Annotated in this window: 22 protein-coding genes and 1 tRNA gene; 10 read left to right on the forward strand and 13 right to left on the reverse strand. The window is 66.3% G+C overall.

Annotation, left to right across the window (positions count from 1 at the left end):
- Positions 1–38 precede the first annotated feature (38 nt).
- Both ABEJ63_RS09820 and ABEJ63_RS09825 read right to left on the reverse strand, forming a co-directional pair.
- On the reverse strand, positions 39–263 hold the full coding sequence (locus tag ABEJ63_RS09820; RefSeq protein WP_375796190.1) for a hypothetical protein: 225 nt from the start codon (positions 261–263) through the stop codon (positions 39–41).
- Positions 264–322: 59 nt separating this feature from the next.
- Positions 323–1,126 carry an undecaprenyl-diphosphate phosphatase gene (locus ABEJ63_RS09825; protein WP_375796191.1) on the reverse strand — a complete coding sequence of 268 codons (804 nt, stop codon included), beginning with the start codon at positions 1,124–1,126 and terminating at the stop codon, positions 323–325.
- An 81-nt stretch (positions 1,127–1,207) separates the two neighbouring features.
- Between ABEJ63_RS09825 and ABEJ63_RS09830 the strand changes: the two genes are divergently transcribed.
- The 3 genes from ABEJ63_RS09830 (at position 1,208) to rnhB (ending at position 3,584) form a co-directional block, all read left to right on the forward strand.
- Complete coding sequence (locus ABEJ63_RS09830) at positions 1,208–2,503, forward strand: tRNA pseudouridine(54/55) synthase Pus10 (protein WP_375796192.1); 1,296 nt, start codon at positions 1,208–1,210, stop codon at positions 2,501–2,503.
- A 107-nt stretch (positions 2,504–2,610) separates the two neighbouring features.
- Positions 2,611–2,829: a hypothetical protein gene (locus ABEJ63_RS09835; protein WP_375796193.1), complete on the forward strand. Its 219-nt coding sequence runs from the start codon at positions 2,611–2,613 to the stop codon at positions 2,827–2,829.
- 125 nt (positions 2,830–2,954) lie between these two features.
- On the forward strand, positions 2,955–3,584 hold the full coding sequence (gene rnhB, locus ABEJ63_RS09840; RefSeq protein ID WP_375796194.1) for a ribonuclease HII: 630 nt from the start codon (positions 2,955–2,957) through the stop codon (positions 3,582–3,584).
- Here the strand turns inward: rnhB and ABEJ63_RS09845 are convergent.
- Positions 3,581–5,119, reverse strand: coding sequence for a preprotein translocase subunit SecD (locus ABEJ63_RS09845; protein WP_375796195.1), 1,539 nt, complete (start codon positions 5,117–5,119; stop codon positions 3,581–3,583). The genes rnhB and ABEJ63_RS09845 overlap by 4 nt on opposite strands.
- Positions 5,116–5,973 (reverse strand): protein translocase subunit SecF, encoded by an 858-nt coding sequence (gene secF / locus ABEJ63_RS09850; protein WP_375796196.1) that lies wholly within the window; start codon positions 5,971–5,973, stop codon positions 5,116–5,118. The genes ABEJ63_RS09845 and secF overlap by 4 nt, the downstream gene beginning before the upstream one ends.
- A 75-nt stretch (positions 5,974–6,048) precedes the next feature.
- On the opposite strand from secF, the gene ABEJ63_RS09855 reads away from it, so the two are divergent.
- Positions 6,049–6,363, forward strand: coding sequence for a hypothetical protein (locus ABEJ63_RS09855; RefSeq protein ID WP_375796197.1), 315 nt, complete (start codon positions 6,049–6,051; stop codon positions 6,361–6,363).
- A gap of 6 nt (positions 6,364–6,369) precedes the next feature.
- On the opposite strand, the gene ABEJ63_RS09860 is transcribed toward ABEJ63_RS09855, so the two are convergent.
- From ABEJ63_RS09860 to ABEJ63_RS09875, 4 genes are read right to left on the reverse strand one after another with little or no spacing between them, the layout of a single operon-like run.
- Positions 6,370–6,849: a DUF5812 family protein gene (locus ABEJ63_RS09860; RefSeq protein ID WP_375796198.1), complete on the reverse strand. Its 480-nt coding sequence runs from the start codon at positions 6,847–6,849 to the stop codon at positions 6,370–6,372.
- Between the two features lie 38 nt (positions 6,850–6,887).
- The gene (locus ABEJ63_RS09865) at positions 6,888–7,427 is read right to left on the reverse strand and encodes a hypothetical protein (RefSeq protein ID WP_375796199.1); all 540 of its coding nucleotides are present in this window, start codon (positions 7,425–7,427) and stop codon (positions 6,888–6,890) included.
- Positions 7,428–7,478: 51 nt separating this feature from the next.
- Positions 7,479–8,090, reverse strand: coding sequence for a hypothetical protein (locus ABEJ63_RS09870; RefSeq protein WP_375796200.1), 612 nt, complete (start codon positions 8,088–8,090; stop codon positions 7,479–7,481).
- A 26-nt stretch (positions 8,091–8,116) separates the two neighbouring features.
- Positions 8,117–8,818, reverse strand: coding sequence for an enoyl-CoA hydratase/isomerase family protein (locus ABEJ63_RS09875; protein ID WP_375796201.1), 702 nt, complete (start codon positions 8,816–8,818; stop codon positions 8,117–8,119).
- A 60-nt stretch (positions 8,819–8,878) separates the two neighbouring features.
- Between ABEJ63_RS09875 and ABEJ63_RS09880 the strand changes: the two genes are divergently transcribed.
- The 4 genes from ABEJ63_RS09880 to aceB all read left to right on the forward strand — a co-directional run bounded on the left by ABEJ63_RS09880 (position 8,879) and on the right by aceB (position 12,275).
- Entirely contained in the window at positions 8,879–9,517 is a 639-nt protein-coding gene (locus ABEJ63_RS09880) for a hypothetical protein (RefSeq protein WP_375796202.1), read from the forward strand.
- A gap of 29 nt (positions 9,518–9,546) precedes the next feature.
- Positions 9,547–9,618: transfer RNA gene (locus ABEJ63_RS09885), tRNA-Thr, on the forward strand.
- A gap of 237 nt (positions 9,619–9,855) precedes the next feature.
- Positions 9,856–10,866, forward strand: a complete 1,011-nt coding sequence (aceA, locus tag ABEJ63_RS09890; protein WP_375796309.1) for an isocitrate lyase — start codon at positions 9,856–9,858, stop codon at positions 10,864–10,866.
- Positions 10,867–10,973: 107 nt separating this feature from the next.
- Positions 10,974–12,275, forward strand: coding sequence for a malate synthase AceB (gene aceB / locus ABEJ63_RS09895; RefSeq protein WP_375796203.1), 1,302 nt, complete (start codon positions 10,974–10,976; stop codon positions 12,273–12,275).
- Between the two features lie 6 nt (positions 12,276–12,281).
- Here the strand turns inward: aceB and ABEJ63_RS09900 are convergent, their stop codons facing one another.
- On the reverse strand, positions 12,282–12,581 hold the full coding sequence (locus ABEJ63_RS09900) for a hypothetical protein (RefSeq protein ID WP_375796204.1): 300 nt from the start codon (positions 12,579–12,581) through the stop codon (positions 12,282–12,284).
- Positions 12,582–12,667: 86 nt separating this feature from the next.
- Between ABEJ63_RS09900 and ABEJ63_RS09905 the strand changes: the two genes are divergently transcribed.
- Both ABEJ63_RS09905 and ABEJ63_RS09910 read left to right on the forward strand, forming a co-directional pair.
- Positions 12,668–13,144: a pyruvoyl-dependent arginine decarboxylase gene (locus tag ABEJ63_RS09905; RefSeq protein ID WP_375796205.1), complete on the forward strand. Its 477-nt coding sequence runs from the start codon at positions 12,668–12,670 to the stop codon at positions 13,142–13,144.
- Between the two features lie 61 nt (positions 13,145–13,205).
- A complete protein-coding gene (locus ABEJ63_RS09910) occupies positions 13,206–13,529 on the forward strand; it encodes a DUF5811 family protein (RefSeq protein ID WP_375796206.1) in 324 nt (107 codons plus the stop codon).
- On the opposite strand, the gene ABEJ63_RS09915 is transcribed toward ABEJ63_RS09910, so the two are convergent.
- The 4 genes from ABEJ63_RS09915 to infB all read right to left on the reverse strand — a co-directional run bounded on the left by ABEJ63_RS09915 (position 13,530) and on the right by infB (position 19,642).
- Complete coding sequence (locus ABEJ63_RS09915; protein ID WP_375796207.1) at positions 13,530–13,697, reverse strand: hypothetical protein; 168 nt, start codon at positions 13,695–13,697, stop codon at positions 13,530–13,532.
- A 25-nt stretch (positions 13,698–13,722) separates the two neighbouring features.
- A complete protein-coding gene (nasA, locus tag ABEJ63_RS09920; RefSeq protein WP_375796208.1) occupies positions 13,723–15,807 on the reverse strand; it encodes an assimilatory nitrate reductase NasA in 2,085 nt (694 codons plus the stop codon).
- 24 nt (positions 15,808–15,831) lie between these two features.
- A complete protein-coding gene (locus tag ABEJ63_RS09925) occupies positions 15,832–17,601 on the reverse strand; it encodes a nitrite/sulfite reductase (RefSeq protein ID WP_375796209.1) in 1,770 nt (589 codons plus the stop codon).
- Positions 17,602–17,827: 226 nt separating this feature from the next.
- Positions 17,828–19,642 (reverse strand): translation initiation factor IF-2, encoded by a 1,815-nt coding sequence (gene infB / locus ABEJ63_RS09930; RefSeq protein ID WP_375796210.1) that lies wholly within the window; start codon positions 19,640–19,642, stop codon positions 17,828–17,830.
- Positions 19,643–19,709 lie beyond the last annotated feature (67 nt).

Here is a 19,709-nt window from a genome sequence, read left to right on the forward strand (position 1 = left end):
AGTGTTAGTTACTCGGACGCGTAGTAAACCTACTGGCCTTAGTCGTACATCCGGTCGTCAACCTCTGGAAAATCGATTGAGCCCTCGCCGAGTCGCGCCTGCACCCGGCTCCGGTACAGCAACATCGCAAGTTGCGGGATGGCGTTCGGCTGGACGGGCATCGGCTCGTCGAACGCCTCGTCAGCCCACGCGTTGTAGTCTGCGGCGACATCCATCGCGTCCTTGAAGGAGCGGAACATGAGCTCCTTGAACGGGTCCTGCATACCCGCCGTTCGGGAGCCGGCCTCTTACGCGCGCCGGTCCGGAGCGACCATCACCGATATCATAGTGCCGCCACGCCCCCGCCAAGCACGGCGAGCGTTCCCAACCCGAGACACACCGCCCAGAAGTCGATGCGCGCCACCACGCGGAGTAGCGCGTCGATCGTGAGATAGCCGACGACAGCGCTGACGGCGACAGCGACTGTGGCGGCACTCACCGATAGCGTCGGCACACCATCCAGAAGCACGAGCAGGCCGGCCCCGGCGGCGGCCGAAATCGACAGGACAAGCGAGAGCCGGAACGACGCCTCGGCGTCGTAGCCGCGTAATAGAAGCGCAGAGACCGTCGTCCCCGACCGCGAGATGCCCGGCAGGATGGCGAGCCCCTGGAGGGCACCGACGAGCAGCGCGTCAGGGAGTGTTGGCTCCGTGCGGTCGCCCAGCCGGGCGGCCGCGAACCGCTGGAGCAGTCCTGTCGCGATGAGCAGGACCCCGACGAGTGCGACGAACGCCCCGCCGGCCAGCGCAGAGAAGAGTTGCTCCAGTGCTGCGAACGCCGCAAGCCCGACGACGCCAGAGATAAGCGTCGCGACGGCCAGAAACGTGAGGTCAGGCGTCACTTGCGCTGTCGACGGCCGCCAGGCCGGTATGTCGGTCATCAACTCGCGGAGTTCGCCACGGTAGTACACACCGGCTGCGATGGCAGTGCCCGCGTGGAGGAACAGCGCAAATTCCGTAGCCGTCCCTGGAGGAAGCGCCTCGACGGTCGTCAGGTACAGCGCAATGTTTCCTTCCGAGGAGATGGGGAGCCACTCGAAAACTCCCTGCAGCACCCCGACGACGACCGCCAGCCACAGCCGGTCCATATCCGGTCGGCGTGACGGCGGGGCTTTACCGCGGCGGTCTGTCCCGACACGCACTTGCCGCGGGCGCGCCCATAAATGACAATGACTGTCCTTGAGGATGCCCGGCGGCTGCTGGCGACGGGCCCGCTGTGTGACGCCTGTCTTGGTCGGCCGTTCGCCGAGCGGAGCTTCGGCCTGACGAATCCCGATCGGGGCCGCGCGCTCCGGACGAGTCTCGCGCTTGAGGCTGACGAACCGTACGAGTCGACCGAGCCCGCAGAGTGCTGGGTCTGTGAGGGGCTCTGTGGCCGCTACGACGAGTTCGCCGACCGGGCTGTCGACGCCGTCGAGGGAATTGACTATGTCACATACCAGGTTGGAACACGGGTTCCGCCGCTGGTCGAGGAGAACGGCGACTTGCTCCGCGAAGAGGCGGGGTTCGCTGCTGACGCAGGCGAGCCGCTACGCAAGGAGTTCAACCGCGAAGTGGGTCGCCGTTTCGGCGCGCGTACCGACACCGAGGTTGACTTCGAGCGGCCAGACGTGCAACTGCTGGTTGACCTGGACGCGGACGAGGTATCAGTGACTATCAACTCCGTGGCCGTCTACGGCCGCTACCGCAAGGTGGAGCGTGACGTCCCGCAGACCGAGTGGCCGTGCTCGAACTGTGGCGGCTCCGGGCGACTCCACGGCGTTGGCCCATGCCCGGAGTGTGATGGGACCGGCTACCGCTACTGGACGAGCGTCGAACAGGAAATCGCGCCGACACTCGTCACTGCACTCAGGGGTGATGAGGGGGTGTTCCACGGCGCTGGCCGCGAGGATGTGGACGCGCTCATGCTCGGGGAGGGGCGGCCGTTCGTGCTGGAGGTGAAACATCCCCATCGGCGGACAGTCGATCTGGCCGCACTTGCAGAGGAAATCACCGAGGCGAGTGATGTCGTCGAGGTTGAGGGGCTCCGCTTTGCGACCAACGACATGATAGAGCGTGTGAAGAGCCACGATGCCTCCAAGACCTACCGGATGACAGTCGAGTTCGCCGAGCCTGTCTCTGACGATGAACTCGCGGCCGCGCTCGAGGAGCTCAGAGGAACCACAATCGAGCAACGGACGCCGAACCGCGTGGACCACCGGCGTGCTGATCTCGTTCGTGAGCGGGCGGTGTACGACATCTCGGGATCGACCACCGACGATACCCACGCGACGCTGGTGGTCGACGGCGCAGGTGGGCTCTACGTGAAGGAACTCGTCTCCGGCGACGAGGGGCGAACCGAGCCGTCGCTAGCGGGGCTACTCGGCGTCGAGAGTGTCGTCACTGCGCTCGACGTGCTGGCCGTCGAGGGCGAAGACGAGCCGTTCGAGCAGCCAGCATTCTTCCGGGAAGCCGACGGGGAGTGAGGGCGTTCGCCCCGAAACCGGCACAGAACCTTCACGGTTGTTTACTCTCGTGTGGCTCGGCCGGCCCCTTTTCCCGCCCGAGCCGTAGTGTTACTTGGTGTCAACCCATGTGTCACCACAGAACTAGCGACTGGTACTCCGAGCGGCTCAACGAGCGTGCAGACGACGAGTCCGTCGACGACCCCGATTACGCCGAGGACCTGACGGGTCGCGAGGTTGATGAGCCAGAGGTGGCTGATCCCGAGTTCGAGGACAGCGAGGTCGAGACGCCCGAACTCGCGGACGACGAGACCGAGCGACCCGCCGCGACCCCGAGCGACGACTGACAGCAGTCGCCGACTGCCGAACGGCTGACGACAACCGACGGGGTCACTGACCGACGGACTGAGCGGCCAGGCCGCTCGAGTCGCAGTTCACTCACCCTTTTGTTCTACCACCACAACCGACGAGCGTGCGCTTTGGCGTCGATGAGGCTGGCAAGGGGCCAGTGCTCGGCTCGATGTTTGCCGCCTGCGTCCGCGGGGCACCCGACGCACTCCCAGACGGCGTCGCGGACTCGAAACAACTCTCGCCGGGACGCCGTGAGCACCTCGACGGAGCGATTCGAGCGACCTGCGAGGTGGGTGTCGCAGAGATTCCTGTCGCGCGCATCGACGGCGACGAGGACATGAACACACTCACCGTCGCGGCCCACGCGGCAGCTATCGAGGCGGCCATACAGGCCGGCGACGCAGGACTGTGTGACGCGGGCGACGTCTCGGAGGCGCGGTTTGCCCGCCGGGTAAAGACAGCATGTGGCGTCAACGTCGACGTGGCGGCAGCCCACGGCGCTGACGAGTCTGACCCGCTGGTGGCGGCCGCCTCTGTCGTCGCGAAGGTGGCGCGCGACGCCCACGTCGAGCGGCTAGCCGAAGACTACGGCGACGTGGGAAGCGGCTACCCCTCTGACCCGACCACGCGCGCATTTCTCCGCGAGTACGTCGACACACACGGCGACTTGCCGGCATGTGCGCGAGCATCGTGGGCCACCGCCGAGGATGTGCTCGCGGCACAAGCGCAGTCACGCTTGGAGGAGTTCTAGTCTAACACGACGTTGCGCAGGATGTTGCCGTACGCCGGCCGGGTCACCAGCACGCCCAGCAGGACGCCGACGATGGTGACGATAGCGAACCCTTGGAGGTCACCTAACGAGAGGACCGCGAGCGGACTCATGGCGATGATCGTCGTGGCGGCGGCCGCGCCGATGACCCAGAACGCCTTGCGGAATCGGGAGTCGAAGACGCGTCCGGTCGTCACCCGCTCGCCCTGAAGTATCTCGTCGGCGATGATGATGAGATCGTCCACCCCTGTCCCGATGACGGCAATAAAGCCGGCGATGTGTGATAAATCAAGAGCGAGCCCGACGAGTGCGGCGAAGCCAAGCAGGAGATACACCTCGGCGGCGGCTGTCAATACCATCGGCACGGCCACGCCGGCCTCGCGGTAGCGCAGGAAGACGACGCCGGCGACCGCGAAGACGGCCACGAGCCCGGTCACCAGCGAGAGCAGTTTGAACTCCTCGGCCAGCGACGGCTGGAGGAAGAACGTCGTCCCGCTGTCGATATCGAGCGTGGTCGGAAGCGCGCCGGCCCGGAGGTCAATCTCCAGGTCTCGGGCCGCCGACTGGTTGGGAGCGCCGATGAAGAACGTGGGGTTCTCCACGAACTGGCCGTTGTTGATGGTCTCGGCGAGACTCCCCATCGAGGCCGCATACACCACTTCGCCGTCGGTGACGGTGAGCAGACAGTACTCGGAGGAGTCCTGCGGGCCCTCACCGAGGACGTAATCACAGTTGCCCCGGCCGCGAGAACTGGTGAACCCCTCGTCGCGCATCACGTCCGCGAACCGCTGGGCGGCCTCCTGGTCGGTGATGGTGACGCCGACCTGGTAGACACCGCGCTGCTGGTTGACCGTCCCGACATCGAGGTCGCTCTGGTCGAACAGTGCCGTCTCCTCGAAACCGGTGTTGTTCGCGTTGGGGTAAAGCGCGACCACCTGCACGCGGCCAGGGTCGCCGATGAGACTCAGCACCTCAGAGCGGTTCGCGTTCGGCACCTCCACGAGGACGAACGCTTGCCCGCCGGCGGACCGTGTGATGACGGCCTGGCCGCCGGTGAGTCCCCCCTCGTTTATCTTGTTGTTGAGCACGCGCACCGTCTCCTGTCTCGTCGGCTCGGTGACACCTTCACGGATATCGTCAGTACTGACCTGGAGGCCAGCGGCCGCAAGCGCGTTAGCCACCTCTTGCTGGGTGACGTTCTCCGTGTACACCTCGACGGCTCCCTCGCTGAGTCCCTCGCGGCTGGGCGGGCGGACCTGGACAGTCGACAGAGAGACGTTCAGTTCAGCAGCGACGGTGCGTTGCACCTCACCTGGTTGGGTCCCCTGCAGGTCGACCGGTTGTGCAGTGTAGCCGACGAGCGGCGCGCGGACGGTTGTCCCGCCGGACAGTTCGATGCCGTACTGGAGGTTGGTCGGCGAGTCGGCGGCACCGCCACCGACAGGGCCGAACAGCGCCACGGTCGACGCAACGACGAGGACAGCCAACAGTAGGATACGCCAGTTCTCGCGAATCACGAGCCGATCGCCTCGTATTTGTAGTAGCGGAGCAGGCTCACGTTGAGCAGGTAGGTGTTCATCAAGTCAGCGACGAGCCCGAACACGAGGATGAGCCCGATAGCCGACAGCAGTTCGATGCCGAAGAACGTCGCCACGATTGTCATCGCGGTCATCGCCGAGATAGACGTAAGCGTCATCGTGACGCCGGTGCGCATCGCCCGATACGTTGACTCGTAGAAGTCGCCTCGGCGCCGGAGGATGTGATTGTTCAACAGTAGATCCGAGTCGACGCTGTACCCGATGAGCATCAGCAGGGCGGCGACAGTCCCCAGCGACAACTCGATGCCGAAGACATCCATCAGCGCGACGGGAATCATGATATCGGAGAAAGCGGAGGCGACGACCGCAATCGAGGGGACGAACGTCCGGAACAGCAGGAACACGAGCAGACTCATCCCGGCGAAGGCGACGACAAGCCCGATAAATGCCTGCTGCTGTGAACCCGCGCCAAACGAGGCAGAGCGCTGCTGGTTAGAGATGACCTCGTAGCCTGCGGCTCGTGCCTGTCCCTCGATATCGGCGTCGGTCGGCTGGAAGGTGACGATGTACTCGTCGCCGGTCGAGCCGACGGGATTAATCGACTCCACGTCGGCGTCGAACGTCTGGCGGATCTCGGCTGGCCCGTCCGTCGTCGCGATGCGGAGTTCCGTCCCGCCGGTGAACGCGAGCCCCAGTGAGACGGGCGTCCCCGTGACGAGGAAGTGGCCGGCGATGATGAGCAGCGCCAGCGCGAGTATCGCGAGCGGCACGGCCGCGAGCTGGCGGTTGGAGTACCGGGTGTAGTCGACATCCGGTACCTCGAACTCGACCATACCCGTCGTGTGTCCCACCCGCCGAATAAGCCTTCTCAACTGCGGCGGCGAAACGCACTCACGTCGTCAGCCAGTATGTCGACCGTGGCCACTGCGAATCGACTCGTTGTCTCGTACCCTGCGGACCTCTCGACGTGGGGACGCGACCAGCTCGACACGCGCCACTTCCGGGCGTGGCTGAAGCGGGCCCACCCGGAGCCCGAGGCTGGCGACATCTGGGAGGAATTCCTCGACGTGGGCTGCTGTGGTTCGGCGCTGGAGGTCCCCTTGCGCGTCGAGCGCGTGGTTGGCGGCGACGCTGTCGGCGAGCCGACGCACATCAACTACGAGGAGCGGGCAGCCTGCGGACTCGCCGACGGCTGGGCGGTCCAGAGCGAGGCCGGCCCCTGACCCGGCTCAGGGGAGATACCGGACGGAGACGACACCCGCCTCGGCGTCCGAGCGCACTTCGACCCGCGAGACGGTTGGCATCCGAGCGGCTCGGGCAAGCGTCTCTTCGTCATCGAGGACGTCCTCGACGGCTGCCGTCGTCTCCTCTGACGGGACAGTGAGGACGTGGAGTTCGCCGTCGCCGGCTCGTTCGCGTCTGGTGAGTTCTCCCACCGACTGCTCGGCAGCAATCGTTCGTTCCTGCGTGGTCGGCGGCTCCTCGCTCTCCTCGACAGTGACCCGGCGGCGCGCCCGAACCCTTGTCACCTCCATCTGCACTTCCAGCGGCGGCGACGGCGTCAGTGTCGCCTCTAGCACGTCGCCGGCTGCCAGGTCCAGATCGTCGTCGGCGCCAAGCGTGTGGACCTGTCCGGAGTCGACATCGCGCAGGACGGCTGACTCAGCGTCGGCATGCGTGACGAGGAAGGTACCGTCCGTCTCAGTCATGTCCGGGTCGTGTGGCTCGGGCGGTTTTACCTCGTCGGTCACTGGTAGCGGCGGTGCGCGAGATAGACGAGCACCGCGGCGACGAGCGGCGGGAGGACAGCCAGCGGCGCCGGGAGAGCGTACAGCGCGGCGACGACAGGGCCAAGAAGCCCGGTCACGGGCTCCTGCTGGCTCTCCGGCACTGAAACAACAAGCGAGAGGTAGAGGCCGATGGCAACGCCGAATCCGGCGAGCGCGAGCGCGCGATCATAGGCGAGACTGCCGCCGGTGCGGCGGTGGCGACGCGCGACCAGCAGGACCGGTGCGACCAGCGGGAGCACGGTGAGGAACCCGACCAGTAGCACGAAGGTGCGCACAAACGAGGAGGTGCCGCCGGTTGCCAGCCCGGTAGAGTTGGCAATCGAGACGACCGTCCCAAGCCCGAACAGGACGGCCACGAGCGCCGCGAGCAGCCCACCGGCGACGACGTAGACGCGGAATACGGTCGACTTGCTGTGGCGGAACGCATACGGAAACGCGCCGAGGAGCCCGCCATAGCTGCCCGTCTCGTCCCCCTCGGTCGCCGTGGCGTCGCCCATCTGCCCGCGATTCACGGGCGGACAACAAAAGAACGCCGAAGCCGGCGCGGCTCAGCCCGTCTCAACGATGACCCGCACCGTGTCGTCGGCCTCGAGCACGTATGTCGTCGGGTCGACCGGCTCTCCGTTCACCGTCACGGTCACGTTGGCATTCTCCCCATCGGTGTAGCGGGTGCCGTCGTACCAGACGGAATCGGCGGTGACGCCGATCTCGAGCGTCGACAGCGCGTACTCGAGGGTGATACCACGGGCGTGGGCGTGCCATCGTTCACCGTCGCCGCCCTCGAAGTGGAACGCGCGGTCGGCCAATTGGTAGCGGTCCTGCGAGAAGTCGATCCGTTCGCCGTCGATACGGACGGTCATCGTCCCGTGGTAGTGAACGGAGCCAACCTCGGAGGGTGTCTGCGTGACCTGCTCGACGGAGTCAGGGACACCTGCGGAGCCCCCGGTAAAGAAGACGAGATACGCGACCAGCGCGACGGCGACGACGGCAACGGCGCCGATAGCGAGCGGTGCGGAGCCAACGCCTACCCCATCGTCCTCGAGGGCGTCGACGCGTCGCTGCTCGATGCGACCGAGTTCGTCGGCGTGGTCGGCACCGAGATGAGAGAGATACGCCTCCTCGTCGTCGAACGAGGCGCCACAATGGTCGCAGTGGGGCATCGCCCAAAGTAGGTCAGCCGAGCCTTCTACCCTTTTCGGTGCTCCGCGAGCGCGTCGGCCCGCTCGACCAGCAGGTCGACAAACGCCTCCCGCTCTGCGGCCTCCCGCTCGGTACGGTCGACGCCCGCAAGGCTCGCGACCGCCCGGAGGGCGTCGGCGTCGTTGCTGGCGAGCTCCGTCGCGACCGTTCGGGGGTCGGCGACCACCCGGGAGACGAGCCCCATCTCGCGGGCTGTCTCGCTGTCGACGACCCGGCCAGACAGCGAGAGATCGGCGGCGTGACTCGTCCCGACGGCCGCGGGGAGCCGGACAGTACCTCCCCAGGCGCCGAACAGTCCGAACGTGACCCCCGGCTCGGCGAATGTCGCGTCCGGCGTGGCAACACGGATGTCACACGCCAGCGCGAGTTCAACGCCGCCGCCGCGGGCCGCCCCGTCGACGCCCGCGATAACAGCCGCGTCTGCCTCGGCAATGCGTGTCATCGTCTCCTGGCCGTGCTCGACGAACGCGCGGGCGCTCGGCTCGTCGGTAGCCGCCTCCGCAACGGTTGGAAGATCAGCGCCGGCACAGAACGCCTCGCCGGCTCCGCGGATGAGCACAACTGGCCCGTCCGCACCGGTAACGGCGGCCGCGAGGTCGTCGAGCATCTCGGGCGTGAGCGCGTTGCGCGCGTCGGGTCTATCCAGCGTGACGACGCGGAGTCCCTCGTCGTCGGTGACCCGGACCATACCGACGGCTCACCCGTCGCTTCCAAAGGTCTTTGCCCCTCGCTCGCCTATCTCGCCGCGATGGATGAAGCCGCCGCGGTCCAGGGGGCCGCCCGCGAGGCCGTCGACGATATCGTCCCGGCGTCCTTCCGCGACGAGATCGAGCGGTTCGTCGTGACGGGCTCTCCCACGCCTGGGGTGTTGACCCTGCTCGCGGCGGAGGCAGCCGGTGCAGAGCCGGCTACACACACCGACCGGGCCGTCGGCGTCCAGCTCATCTACGGCGGGCTCCGGTTGACCCGGCGGCTGGCAGATAATCCGCCGTGGGTTGGGGAGGACTCGGCAGCCCGCGAGCAGGCGGATGTCGACATCCTTGCAGCGGACGCGCTCGTGGCCCGCGGCTTCTACCTGCTTGCCGACACGGCCGCGGCAACCGCAGCCGTTGACGTGGTCCAGTCGTTCGGCCGGACACAGACGCACCGCCAGCAGACCGAGGACCCACCGGTCGACCGCGAGCTTGAGGCGGACGTGCTCGAGTTAGCGCTGGTCGCGGGCGCAACTGCCGGCGGCGCGACCCCCCACGACCCGGAGGCAGCCGCGGCAGCGTTCGCCGAGGAGGCTGCCGGCCTCCCGGCGCCGGACGCGCTACGTGAGCCGACCGCCCGCGAGCGAATCGCAGCCGTCGCCGGCGGCGCCCGTCCCGTGAATCGAAACGACTAAAGACGACACCGGGCTACGAACGGCTGCCAGCCTGGGTAGCTTAGCGGTAAAGCGCGTCCTTGGTAAGGACGAGACCCCGGATTCAAATTCCGGCCTAGGCTTCCTCCGACCGCCACAGCCAGAAGGGACCGCCTCGTCGTCATCGCCCGTGGCGTGGTGTCGCACCCCACACTAAGGTGTTTAAGGTATACCCGGACTTTGAGGGCACCTGAAGGCATAAAAATATATTATCATTATAGTTCATAAACTACTTATCCCTCCTCGTCGCGGGTTGAGTTGCTATGGGACACCAGAAGGACTCCGACCCCGTCGCGGACAACGTCCGAACGACGGATACGATGATCCGCGACGTCGACAACCCCGCCGCCCGCGAGCTTCGGGAGAAGTTCGAGGAGCAGGACTTCGTCTTCGCGCCCGGTCTCTACCACGCGCTGGACGCTCGACTGGCCGAGATGGCCGGTCTCGACGCCGCCTACATGTCCGGCTACTCGACGGTGCTGGGCCAGTTCGGCTTCCCGGACCTCGAGATGGTCACGATGACCGAGATGGTCGAGAACGCAAAGCGCATCGTCGAGGCGACAAGCCTGCCGGTCGTCGCTGACTGTGACACAGGCTACGGCGGCGTCCACAACGTCCGCCGGGCGGTCCGCGAGTACGAGAAGGCCGGCGTGGCTGCCGTCCACATCGAAGACCAGACCTCGCCCAAGCGGTGTGGCCACATCGCGGGCAAGCAGATTGTCTCCCGCGAGGAGGCGCGCTCCCGGTTCGAGGCTGCCGTCGACGCCAAGCAGAGCGAGGATACCATCATCATCGCCCGGACGGACGCGTACGGCTCCGCCAACGGTGACTGGGAGGAACACCTCGAGCGCGGCCGCATCTACGCCGACGCCGGTGTCGACCTCGTCTGGCCCGAGATGCCCGACCCGTCCCGTGAGGACGCCGTCAACTACGCGGAGACGCTCCACGAGACGCACCCGGAGATCGACCTTGCGTTCAACTACTCCTCGAGCTTCGCGTGGTCCGAGGAGGAGAATCCGCTCACGTTCCAGGAGCTCGGCGACCTGGGGTACGTCTACCAGTTCATCACGCTGTACGCGCTCCACTCGGGCGCCCACGCCGTCTACGAGGACATGAAGAACATCGCCGAGAACGACGAACAGGCGCAGTTCGACCTCGAGGACCGCTACCTGGGTCACGAGACGGAGAGCCACCACCAGCTCTCGTTCGTCCCCCGGTTCCAGGACATCGAGGGGCAGTTCGACCCCGAGGCCCAGTCGCGGATGGAAGACTCCGCGGGCTTCACCGAGGAGGGCGAGACGGTGCTCTCCTCCGAGCAGGACGACGACTGACCCGCGCTGCAAGGTTGCCAGCGGTCAGGCTTGGGCCGTCCGTCGGGCTGAGCATTGACCGCTTTCACCGTACCTTATTACCGACCCAGTACCCAATCCAGACGCACATGACTGAACGACGACACACGCGCAAGTTCGTGCGGACGTTCTTCACCTCGCCGACGGCCGTCGAGGGAGAAGATGACTCCGCCAAGATGATTCGCCGCGCAGCACAGCTGCGCGGGATGGAGGCGCCCGACGTGTGGGTGCCGGACAACGAAGACGCCACCGCGCCGTCGATGCGCGACGAGGGGGCACAGAATATCATCGACGTCGTGAGCGAGCACGGCGCCGACTTCCCTGGCGAAATCCACCCGCGGGTCGTCTGGCACCGCGATAGCCCGACCACCCGTCACCAGGGGTTCCAGCGGATGCTCGAGATGGCCGACCCCGACCACGGGGCCGTCGACCATCTTGATGGGTTCGTCATTCCCGAGGTGGGCGGCATCGATGACTGGAAGAAGGCCGACGAGTTCTTCCAGATTATCGAGGCCGAGCACGGCCTTGAGGAGGGGAGTCTCGCGATGTCGGTCATCATCGAGTCGGGTGCGGCCGAGCTCGCCATGCGGAAGCTCCGCGACGAGATGGGCAAGCCCGACAACACCCTCGAGCGGCTGTTCCTGCTGGTTGACGGCGAAGTCGACTACACGAAGGACATGCGCGCCATTACGCCGACCGGCGGGCTCCCGCCGTGGCCGGAACTGCGCCACAACACCTCGCGCGGAGCCAGCGCCGCCGGCTGTATTGCCGTCGACGGCCCGTACGACGACATCCGCGATGTCGAGGGCTACCACGAGCGGATGACCGACAACCAGGCAAAGGGGATGACCGGCATCTGGTCGCTCACGCCCGGCCAGGTCGTCGAGGCGAACAAGAGCCCGCTCCCGCCCGCGGAGGGAAGCTGGCTGCTTGAGGCCGACGGCCGCGAGGTCGAACTCACCACCGAAGACGGTGTCGAGGTGTACGAGGGGGACCGCGTCTCCCTTGAGGAGACGGCCGACGGCTACGTCCTGACGGTCGGCAGCGACGAACAGCACCTCGACGAGGACGAACTCGCCGACGAGCTGCTCGACATGCTGTCGTATGTCCCAAGTATGGACGACATCGTCGACTCGATGGAAGAGTTCGAGGCGGCGAAGGAGGCCGGTCGCGGTGCCATCGCCATCACGCGCGCGGCGACAGTCCGTATCGATGGCATCGAGGTCGAAGTCTCCAACGACCGGATGTGGGACGAGGCGACCTACCAAGCGGTCCAGACGCCCATCACGCTGTTCCAGGACGTCTACGAGCACCGCCCGGACCAGCACGAGGACTTGGCGGAGCTGTACAGTGAGGACGTCGTCGAGCGGGCGACGAACGTCGGAAACTAACCGGCCCTACCCACCCTGTTCTGGGTCTGCAGCCAGTTCGTCGAAGCCGGACAGTCGGTAAGCCCGCGAGTCGGTACACCCCTCCGTGGCAGCCGCGAGGTCGCCAACCGCGAGGTCGAACCGATGTTCGAACGTCTCGTAGGCGTCGGCATCTGCGAACAGGTCAAGGAACTTGGCTGCGGTCAACTCCTCGTCGTGATCCTCGCGGAGGGCGGCGACACGGGCAGCCGCGGCCGCCGCTGTCTCCTCGTCTGCCCCATGGTCTTGGAATGCGTCTGCAAGGGTCGTCTCGAGATCGTCGCTCATGCTCGTGGGGTGTGGTCGGCGACCTTCTGTGCGTTACGATCCTTGCGAATCGTAACCCGCTTTTCCGCGAGTCGCCCACCGTCCATATGGAACCAATTCGGGTCGTGTGGGGGACGGGAGCAGCCCCGACGGCGATGGCAGCATACGATGCCGCGCTCGCGGATGCCGGCGTTGCCGATTACAATCTCGTCACCGTATCGTCGGTCGTGCCCGCGGGCGCAAGCGTCGAACCTGTCGGGACCGCGCCCGAACTGGGGGCCGTCGGCGACCGGCTCACCGTCGTGCAGGCGCGGGCGGCGACGAGGCCCGGCGACGAGCAGCCAGCGTGTGCGGGTCTTGCGTGGGCGGTTGGCCGCGAGGGAGGGCTATTCTACGAGGCATCGGGGACGAACCCAGCAGACGTGCGCGCAACCGTCCAAGATGGGCTGGCAGCCGGTGAGCGGCTACGCGACTGGCCCATCGAGCGGCGCAACGACCGGGTCGCCGTCGCCGAAGCTGACTCGACGGACCACCGGGCAGCAGCTGTGCTGGCTGTCTACGGCTCCGGCGAGTCGCTGCTCTGAGTCCATCTCGTGGGAGCGCCGACGGGTTTTTGCCGGCTGCTCAGCAAGATAGGCCGTCCAGATGCAACGTGACCCACTCGACGACGGTCCCGAACTGACGAACGAACAGCGCCGCCGGCTCCGCGCTGGGGGGACAGCGGTGGCGGCGCGCACCCGAGAGCTCCTGCCGGACGAGTTCGTCGTCGGGACGGAACTGGTCGAAGGCCACGATGGCGTGCAGGCGACGGTCGCCGTGCGACCGCCCGCCGGCACCGTCGTCTCGGCTGGCTTCGCACTCTCAGAGGTCGACGAGAGCGACCCCGCAGACATTGCGACACAGATTGCGGCGGGCGCGGCGCTCGAGGCGATGACAACGCCCACCCGCCACCGGCCAGCGGGCAGCTAATCAGGGCGGCCGGACGAACAGCGCGTACGCGAGCGGCGCAACCGCGAACAGACTGCCCGCGCCGAGCGCGACTGCGGTCCCGACGCTCGTGAGCCACGCCCAGGCGAGTCCCGCCAGCAGCGGTGCTGGCAGGATTGTGAGCACGGCGTCGTGGCGGTCGGTCGGCACACCAAATCAAACACACGTCCGCTAATTAAATGTTATTACCCGGTGTTGGCCGACGCTGTTCAGGCGTCGAGTCGTCGATAGCCGCCAGCCACACGGCGCATTGCTTGAAATTGGGTTCGGCCGAACGGGGGTCCGTCTCTGGGAGCGTTAGGTCGTTCGTCGCTGGATGGTGGATGGGGAGCCAGACGAGCCCGGCAGGGATAGCCGTATCCGAGCTGAGCCGGACCTCGACAGTCGCACGCCGGGAGCCGACTTGGGCGCGGTCGGCCTCGGCCAGTCCCGCGTCGACGAGCGTTGTCGGAGCGACTCGAGCGAGCGGGCGCTCAGGGGTGCCAGCGTCGCGCGACCGGACGCCCGTATTGTAGCCGTCTGGCTCGCGGGCGGTCGTCAGCGTGAGCGGGTACGATTCAGAGGGCGGCTCTGGTAGTTCGCCGTGGGTACCTGTCGAGAAGCGTGCGCGTCCCGACGGTGTTGGAAACGCCCACTCGCCGTCCTCGAGATAGCGGTAGTCCGCCTCGGAGACAGCGTCGGGGGCAGGCCACCGGACCGCACCAGCCTCGTCTAACCGCGCGTAGCTGACGCCCGAGAGGTCCGCGGTCGTACCGGCGGTGAGCGCGGCCAGTTCATCGAACGTTGCCTCCGGCGTCAGGTCGCCGAGCAAGCCGGGGACGACCCGCTCGCCCACCGCCGCAATGATGTCTAAGTCGGTGCGGACGCCCGCCGGCGGCGCCATCACGGGGCGGACACGGGAGACCCGCCGCTCCATGTTGACGACCGTCCCCGATGACTCCCCCCATGTTGCCGCCGGCAGCACCACGTCCGCCAGTTCGGTCGTCTCCGTATGGAACGCGTCCTGTGCGACGAGGAAGGCATCTTCGAGCCGCTCGCGGGCAGGAGCGGCATCCGGGAGCCCCGCGGCGGGGTTCGTCGCCACCGTCCACACCGCTTCGACGGGCCCGGTTTCGACGGCTGTGACAAGGCCGACTGGGCCCGGACCGGAATCATCAGGGAGCCGCGCGGCGGGCACATCCCACGCATCAGCAAGTACCGCCCGCTCGTCGGGGTCGGCAAACGCGCGCATCCCCGGCCAGGACCCCTTCGAGGAGCAGACACGCGTCCCCATCGAATTCGCCTGCCCGGTGAGCGAGAACGGGCCGGTCCCCGGGCCGAGGTTCCCGGTAGCCAGACAGAGGTCTACGAGGGCGCCCGCTGTCGCCGTTCCCTGCGTACTCTGGTTGACCCCCATCCCCCAGTAGAGGAGCGTCGGTGCCGCGAGCGCATCCGCCAGCACGTCCAGCGTCGCCACGTCGACGCCAGCCGTCGCCGCAGCGGCCGCCGGCTCGGGAAGCCGTCCACGGAGGGCCTCAAAGCCAGTCGTCGCCGCCGTCACGAACGATTGATCCACCGCATTGCGCTCGCAGACCCGGGCAAGCACACCGCGCGCGAGCGCGAGGTCCGTCCCCGGATCCAGCTGGACGTGCGTATCACCCGCGACGGCCGTCTTTGACTCGACGGGATCAACGACAATGAGTCGGCTGCCGGCGCTGTCGGCACTCGCTGCAATCCACTGGAACATCACGGGATGTGCGACCGCGGGGTTGGCACCCCAGACGATGTGCGTGTCAGCGTCGTCGATGTCGTCGTACGTGCATGGGGGCGCGTCGCTGCCAAACGCATCCGTGTACGCCGTCACTGCGCTCGCCATACACAGCGTCGTGTTAGCGTCGTAGTAGCGGGTGCCGAAGCCGCCACGGGCGAGCTTGCCGAGCGCGTAGGCTGCCTCGTTGGTCTGCTGGCCGCTCCCAAGGACCGTGACGGCATCGTGGCTCCGCTCGAGCGCTCGTCGGAACTCGTCGGAGACTCGCGAGAGCGCCACATCCCAGGTTGTCTCGCGGAGTCGGCCGCGCTCGCGCACGAGTGGCTGGGTGAGCCACTCCCCGTCGGGGGTCTGCGTCTCTTCGATGCCGCGCGCACAGGCCAGTCCCCGATTGGCTGGGTGGCTCACGTCCCCGCGGACGGTCGCGATACCGTAGCCGTCGTCGACGCCCTCGTGGATGTGGCCACAGCCGACCGCACACCGCATACACGTGGTCCGGACGTGTTCACTCACCGGTCTGCCCTCATCGCCAGCCAATCAGTCGTCACCCTGGCCCTCCAGCGGCGTGCCATCCGCGGCTGTCGGAGCGGGACTCTCGCCGTCGTCGAACGGGTACCACGACTGCTTCGCGTCGGTGAGCCACGGGTCCTCGTAGTCCGTCTCCGCCGGCTCCGCGAGGTCGATGAGTGCGGCATGGCCCGTCGCATCGACCCACTCTCGGAACGTCTGGCCATCCGAGCGGAGCGCCGCGAACGCTTCCACGAGATTCGCGATGAGACCAGGCACTTCGTCGGCAGGGACTCGCTGGTGGACCCACTCGATGAACGCCGGCTCTTCGCCAAGCCCGCCGCCCACGCCCACATCCAGCGCCTCGACCATCTCGCCGTCTTTGCGGGCACGCATTCCCTGAAGGCCAATATCAGCTGTCATCGCCTGCCCGCAGTCGGCCGTACAGCCGGAGTAGTGTATCTTGATGCGGTCCACGTCCGGTGGGAGGTCCGTGTTGGCTCGCAGCCAGCGGAGCATCCGGGCGGTGCGGGCTTTGGTCTCTGTTAGCGCCAGGCCGCAAAACTCCGTGCCTGTACACGCCATCGCGCCCCGCTCGAAGGGGGTCGGCTCCGGCGGGTGTTTCTGCAGGAGCGGCTCGGTCAGCAGATTCGAGAGCCGGTCGTCGGGCACGTCAACGATGACGGGGTTCTGCCGGCGGGTGAGCCGTACCTCACCAGAGCCGTATGCATCTGCAAGATCCGCAAGTTCGATGACCTCGTCAGCGGGTAGCCGACCGACAGCCACCGAGAGGCCGACGTAGTTGCGGCCGTCCGCTTGGTCGTGAACGCCGACATGGTCGTGAGCCCCCCGCCCACTCGGTCGGCCGGCGTTGTACGTGTATTCGCCACGGAAATCCGTCCCAGCCGGCGCCGGGTCGAAGGAGAGTCGGTCGACGAGCCGCTCGCGTATCTCGTCGGTGCCACGCTCGTCGACGAAGAAGCGCGCACGATTCTTAGAGCGGTTCTCGCGGTCGCCTGCCTCGTGGTAGAGTTCGACGAATGCGCGTACCGTCTCGTAGGCCTGCTCCGGGCGTACGAATAGGTCGAGCGGTCGCGCCTCACGGGGCTCTCGACTCCCGAGCCCGCCGCCGACGCGAACATTGAATCCTCGTGCCTCTTCGCCTCCGAGGAACGTATGTGCGGGCTCGAGCCCAATATCGTTGATGGCGTCCTGTGCACACCCCTGCTTGCACCCCGTCACGCTGATGTTGAATTTCCGGGGCATATTACAGAGTGCGTCATCGTCGCGGATGCCTGCTTGAATCTTGTCGAGCAGGTCGCGCGTCTCGACGTACTCCTCGGCCTTGCCGGCGAGCGGACAGCCAGAGATGTTGCGCATCGTGTCGCCACCCGCAGAGCGGGTCGAGAGCCCGACTGACTCGAGTCGCTCCCAGATGTCGGGGATATCCTCAAGCTTGATCCAGTGAAGCTGGACGGATTGGCGCGTGGTGAAGTCCACCCACGTGTCACCGAACTCGGGGTTCTCGACGGGGCCGTCGGCATACTCGCGGGCCACCTCTCCGATGACTCGAAGCTGGCCCGGCTCGAGGACGCCGCCGCAGGTAGTCAGCCGCAGCATGAAGTAGCTCTCTTGGCCCTCGCGCTGGTGGAACACCCCCCAGAATTTGAAGCGAGAGAACCACTCCGCCCGCTCTTCCTCGGGGATGGACGCCCAGCCTGCCTCGGCGAACTCCAAGAGCTTCTCCCGGACTGGGTCGCCGTACAGTTCCTCCTTGACCGTCTCCTTCTCGTGTGCCATAGTGGTCGTTTAGTCACAGATAGCCGAGTCCAAACCACGACTATCTGCTTTTCTCTGTCTGTGGTGGACGAACAGATGTACAAAAGGCTAGTGCTGGTAGAGCCTAACCCACTCGAAGGGATTCGATCATCCTTCTATCCTTCGGGCAGATAGAAGGAGTACTAGGATTGATGTCGGAGATTCACACGACGAGCGTCCGCACATCTCATCTAGAATATGAAATTCGTTACTTTCCCCAGAAGGGGTCGCGGTTGCGCTTGCGCTCAAGATACATCGAGAGCGCTTCCCGCTCGTCGGCCGGCAGTTCGTCGGTGACCTCTTGCTCGAGAATCTTTGCGTGTTTCTCCGGCAACTCCGTCCACAGTTCGTCGCCCTCCTCGATCTGTCGGCCGACGGTGGGCCCGTCGATAGAGGCGGCCACCCGGTCACCGGCGCGGGCCGCGTCGATGTCCTCGCCCTCGTCTTGAATCGACTTCAGTGAGCCAATCCGCGCCGTCTCGCTATTTTCCCACTTGACGACCCGCGAGTTGCGCTTGAGCGTCCCCGCAAGCACCTCGACACCGACGACCGCAGGGTCAGACTGACGGAACGTGTGGTCCTGCAGTATCTGGAACCGGCATGGGCGGGCAATCTTGTCGAGTACCTGCTCCTGCTGAGCCTCTTCGATCCCAGCAACGAACTCCTCGTACTCCTCGACCAGCTGGTAGATGACATCATCGGCGAACACCCGGACGCCCTGCTCGTTGGCCTGCCGCTCGGCGTCGTCAAGGACGTCGACGTTGAACGCGAGAATCGCCTCGTTAGTTGGCTCGTCGGCCGTCGAAGCGACAGCCACGTCTCGGGGGGCAACATCGCCCACCTCGGCGCGGACGATTGGGACCTCAGCATCCTCGAGGGCGCTTGCGATGGCCTCCAGCGACCCAAGTGTGTCCGCCTTCACCACAACACCGTTCTCGGCCGTCTCCACGTCAATCTGTGAGAGTTCCGCCCGCACTTCCTCAATGACGTCCTCGACGGGCCGGTCGCGGACGACCCGGACGGGTGCACCCGCCATCGCATCGTCGATATCCGGTGCGGCGATTTTGATACCGATCGCCGCGGCGACAGAGTCGACCTTCTCGAACTGTTTTTCCGTGCGTATCTCCGCCAGCGGCTCCGGCTGGAGCAGCGCGCGCACATCGGTCACGATAGGCTCGTTTTTGCCGCCGATAACTACCGTATCGTCCGCACGTATCGTCCCGTCGTACAGGACGATGTCGACAGTGGTCCCGAAGCCACGCTCCTCAGTTACCTCGAGGACTGTCCCCGCGCCGGGCCCGGCGACGTCGACGGACATGTCTTCTTTCAGGTAGCGCTGGGAGAGGCCCATCATCACAGTGAGCAGGTCCGGCAGTCCCTCGCCAGTGACGGCACTGATGGGGACGACGCCGATGTTCGATCGGAAGTCCTGTACTCGCCAGTACATGTCTGCGGAGAAGCCGTTATCCGACAGTTCGCCGATGAGGGCGTATAGTCGGTCGTTGAGGTCGCCTTCCGCGCGGTCGGACTGGGCGTCGATAGACTGCTGGATGGGGACCCGTCCCTGTGGGTTCCAGCCGGGGACCGTGTCCACCTTGTTGGCGGCCACAACGAACGGTGTCTGGGTCCGCTTGAGGATATCGAGCGCCTCCAGCGTCTGCGGTTGGAAGCCGTCGTTCACGTCGACGACGAGGATAGCAATATCCGCGAGCGCGCCGCCGCGCGACCGGAGCGTCGAGAAGGAGTGGTGGCCCGGTGTGTCGATGAACAGCAGCCCCGGGAGGTCAAAATCGGCAGGGTCGACGAGGCCGCCAGCCATCTCACCGATTGTCGAGAGCGGGACGGCCGTCGCGCCGATGTGCTGAGTGATGGCGCCGGCCTCTCCCTCTTGGACCGCCGAGCCGCGTATCTTGTCGAGGAGCGTCGTCTTCCCGTGGTCGACGTGGCCGAGGACGGCGACAATCGGCGTCCGGAGTCCCGTGGCGGTCGACTCCGTCGACCCGGTGGTGTCGGTGTCAGACATGAGAAATCCCTTACTGGTTTTCGCCCGCGCCCGCACATAACTCTTTCATCACCCGGTGGCGAGCGGC

Source organism: Halosegnis sp. (assembly GCF_042216475.1).
Classification (GTDB): domain Archaea; phylum Halobacteriota; class Halobacteria; order Halobacteriales; family Haloarculaceae; genus Halosegnis.

Coding starts and splice junctions, on each gene's coding strand:
- ABEJ63_RS09820 (WP_375796190.1), bottom strand. CDS start 263: ATGCAGGACCCGTTCAAGGAGCTCATGTTCCGCTCCTTCAAGGACGCG.
- ABEJ63_RS09825 (WP_375796191.1), bottom strand. CDS start 1,126: ATGGACCGGCTGTGGCTGGCGGTCGTCGTCGGGGTGCTGCAGGGAGTT.
- ABEJ63_RS09830 (WP_375796192.1), top strand. CDS start 1,208: ATGACTGTCCTTGAGGATGCCCGGCGGCTGCTGGCGACGGGCCCGCTG.
- ABEJ63_RS09835 (WP_375796193.1), top strand. CDS start 2,611: ATGTGTCACCACAGAACTAGCGACTGGTACTCCGAGCGGCTCAACGAG.
- secF (WP_375796196.1), bottom strand. CDS start 5,973: ATGGTCGAGTTCGAGGTACCGGATGTCGACTACACCCGGTACTCCAAC.
- ABEJ63_RS09855 (WP_375796197.1), top strand. CDS start 6,049: ATGTCGACCGTGGCCACTGCGAATCGACTCGTTGTCTCGTACCCTGCG.
- ABEJ63_RS09860 (WP_375796198.1), bottom strand. CDS start 6,849: ATGACTGAGACGGACGGTACCTTCCTCGTCACGCATGCCGACGCTGAG.
- ABEJ63_RS09865 (WP_375796199.1), bottom strand. CDS start 7,427: ATGGGCGACGCCACGGCGACCGAGGGGGACGAGACGGGCAGCTATGGC.
- ABEJ63_RS09870 (WP_375796200.1), bottom strand. CDS start 8,090: ATGCCCCACTGCGACCATTGTGGCGCCTCGTTCGACGACGAGGAGGCG.
- ABEJ63_RS09875 (WP_375796201.1), bottom strand. CDS start 8,818: ATGGTCCGGGTCACCGACGACGAGGGACTCCGCGTCGTCACGCTGGAT.
- ABEJ63_RS09880 (WP_375796202.1), top strand. CDS start 8,879: ATGGATGAAGCCGCCGCGGTCCAGGGGGCCGCCCGCGAGGCCGTCGAC.
- aceA (WP_375796309.1), top strand. CDS start 9,856: ATGATCCGCGACGTCGACAACCCCGCCGCCCGCGAGCTTCGGGAGAAG.
- aceB (WP_375796203.1), top strand. CDS start 10,974: ATGACTGAACGACGACACACGCGCAAGTTCGTGCGGACGTTCTTCACC.
- ABEJ63_RS09900 (WP_375796204.1), bottom strand. CDS start 12,581: ATGAGCGACGATCTCGAGACGACCCTTGCAGACGCATTCCAAGACCAT.
- ABEJ63_RS09905 (WP_375796205.1), top strand. CDS start 12,668: ATGGAACCAATTCGGGTCGTGTGGGGGACGGGAGCAGCCCCGACGGCG.
- ABEJ63_RS09910 (WP_375796206.1), top strand. CDS start 13,206: ATGCAACGTGACCCACTCGACGACGGTCCCGAACTGACGAACGAACAG.
- ABEJ63_RS09925 (WP_375796209.1), bottom strand. CDS start 17,601: ATGGCACACGAGAAGGAGACGGTCAAGGAGGAACTGTACGGCGACCCA.
- infB (WP_375796210.1), bottom strand. CDS start 19,642: ATGTCTGACACCGACACCACCGGGTCGACGGAGTCGACCGCCACGGGA.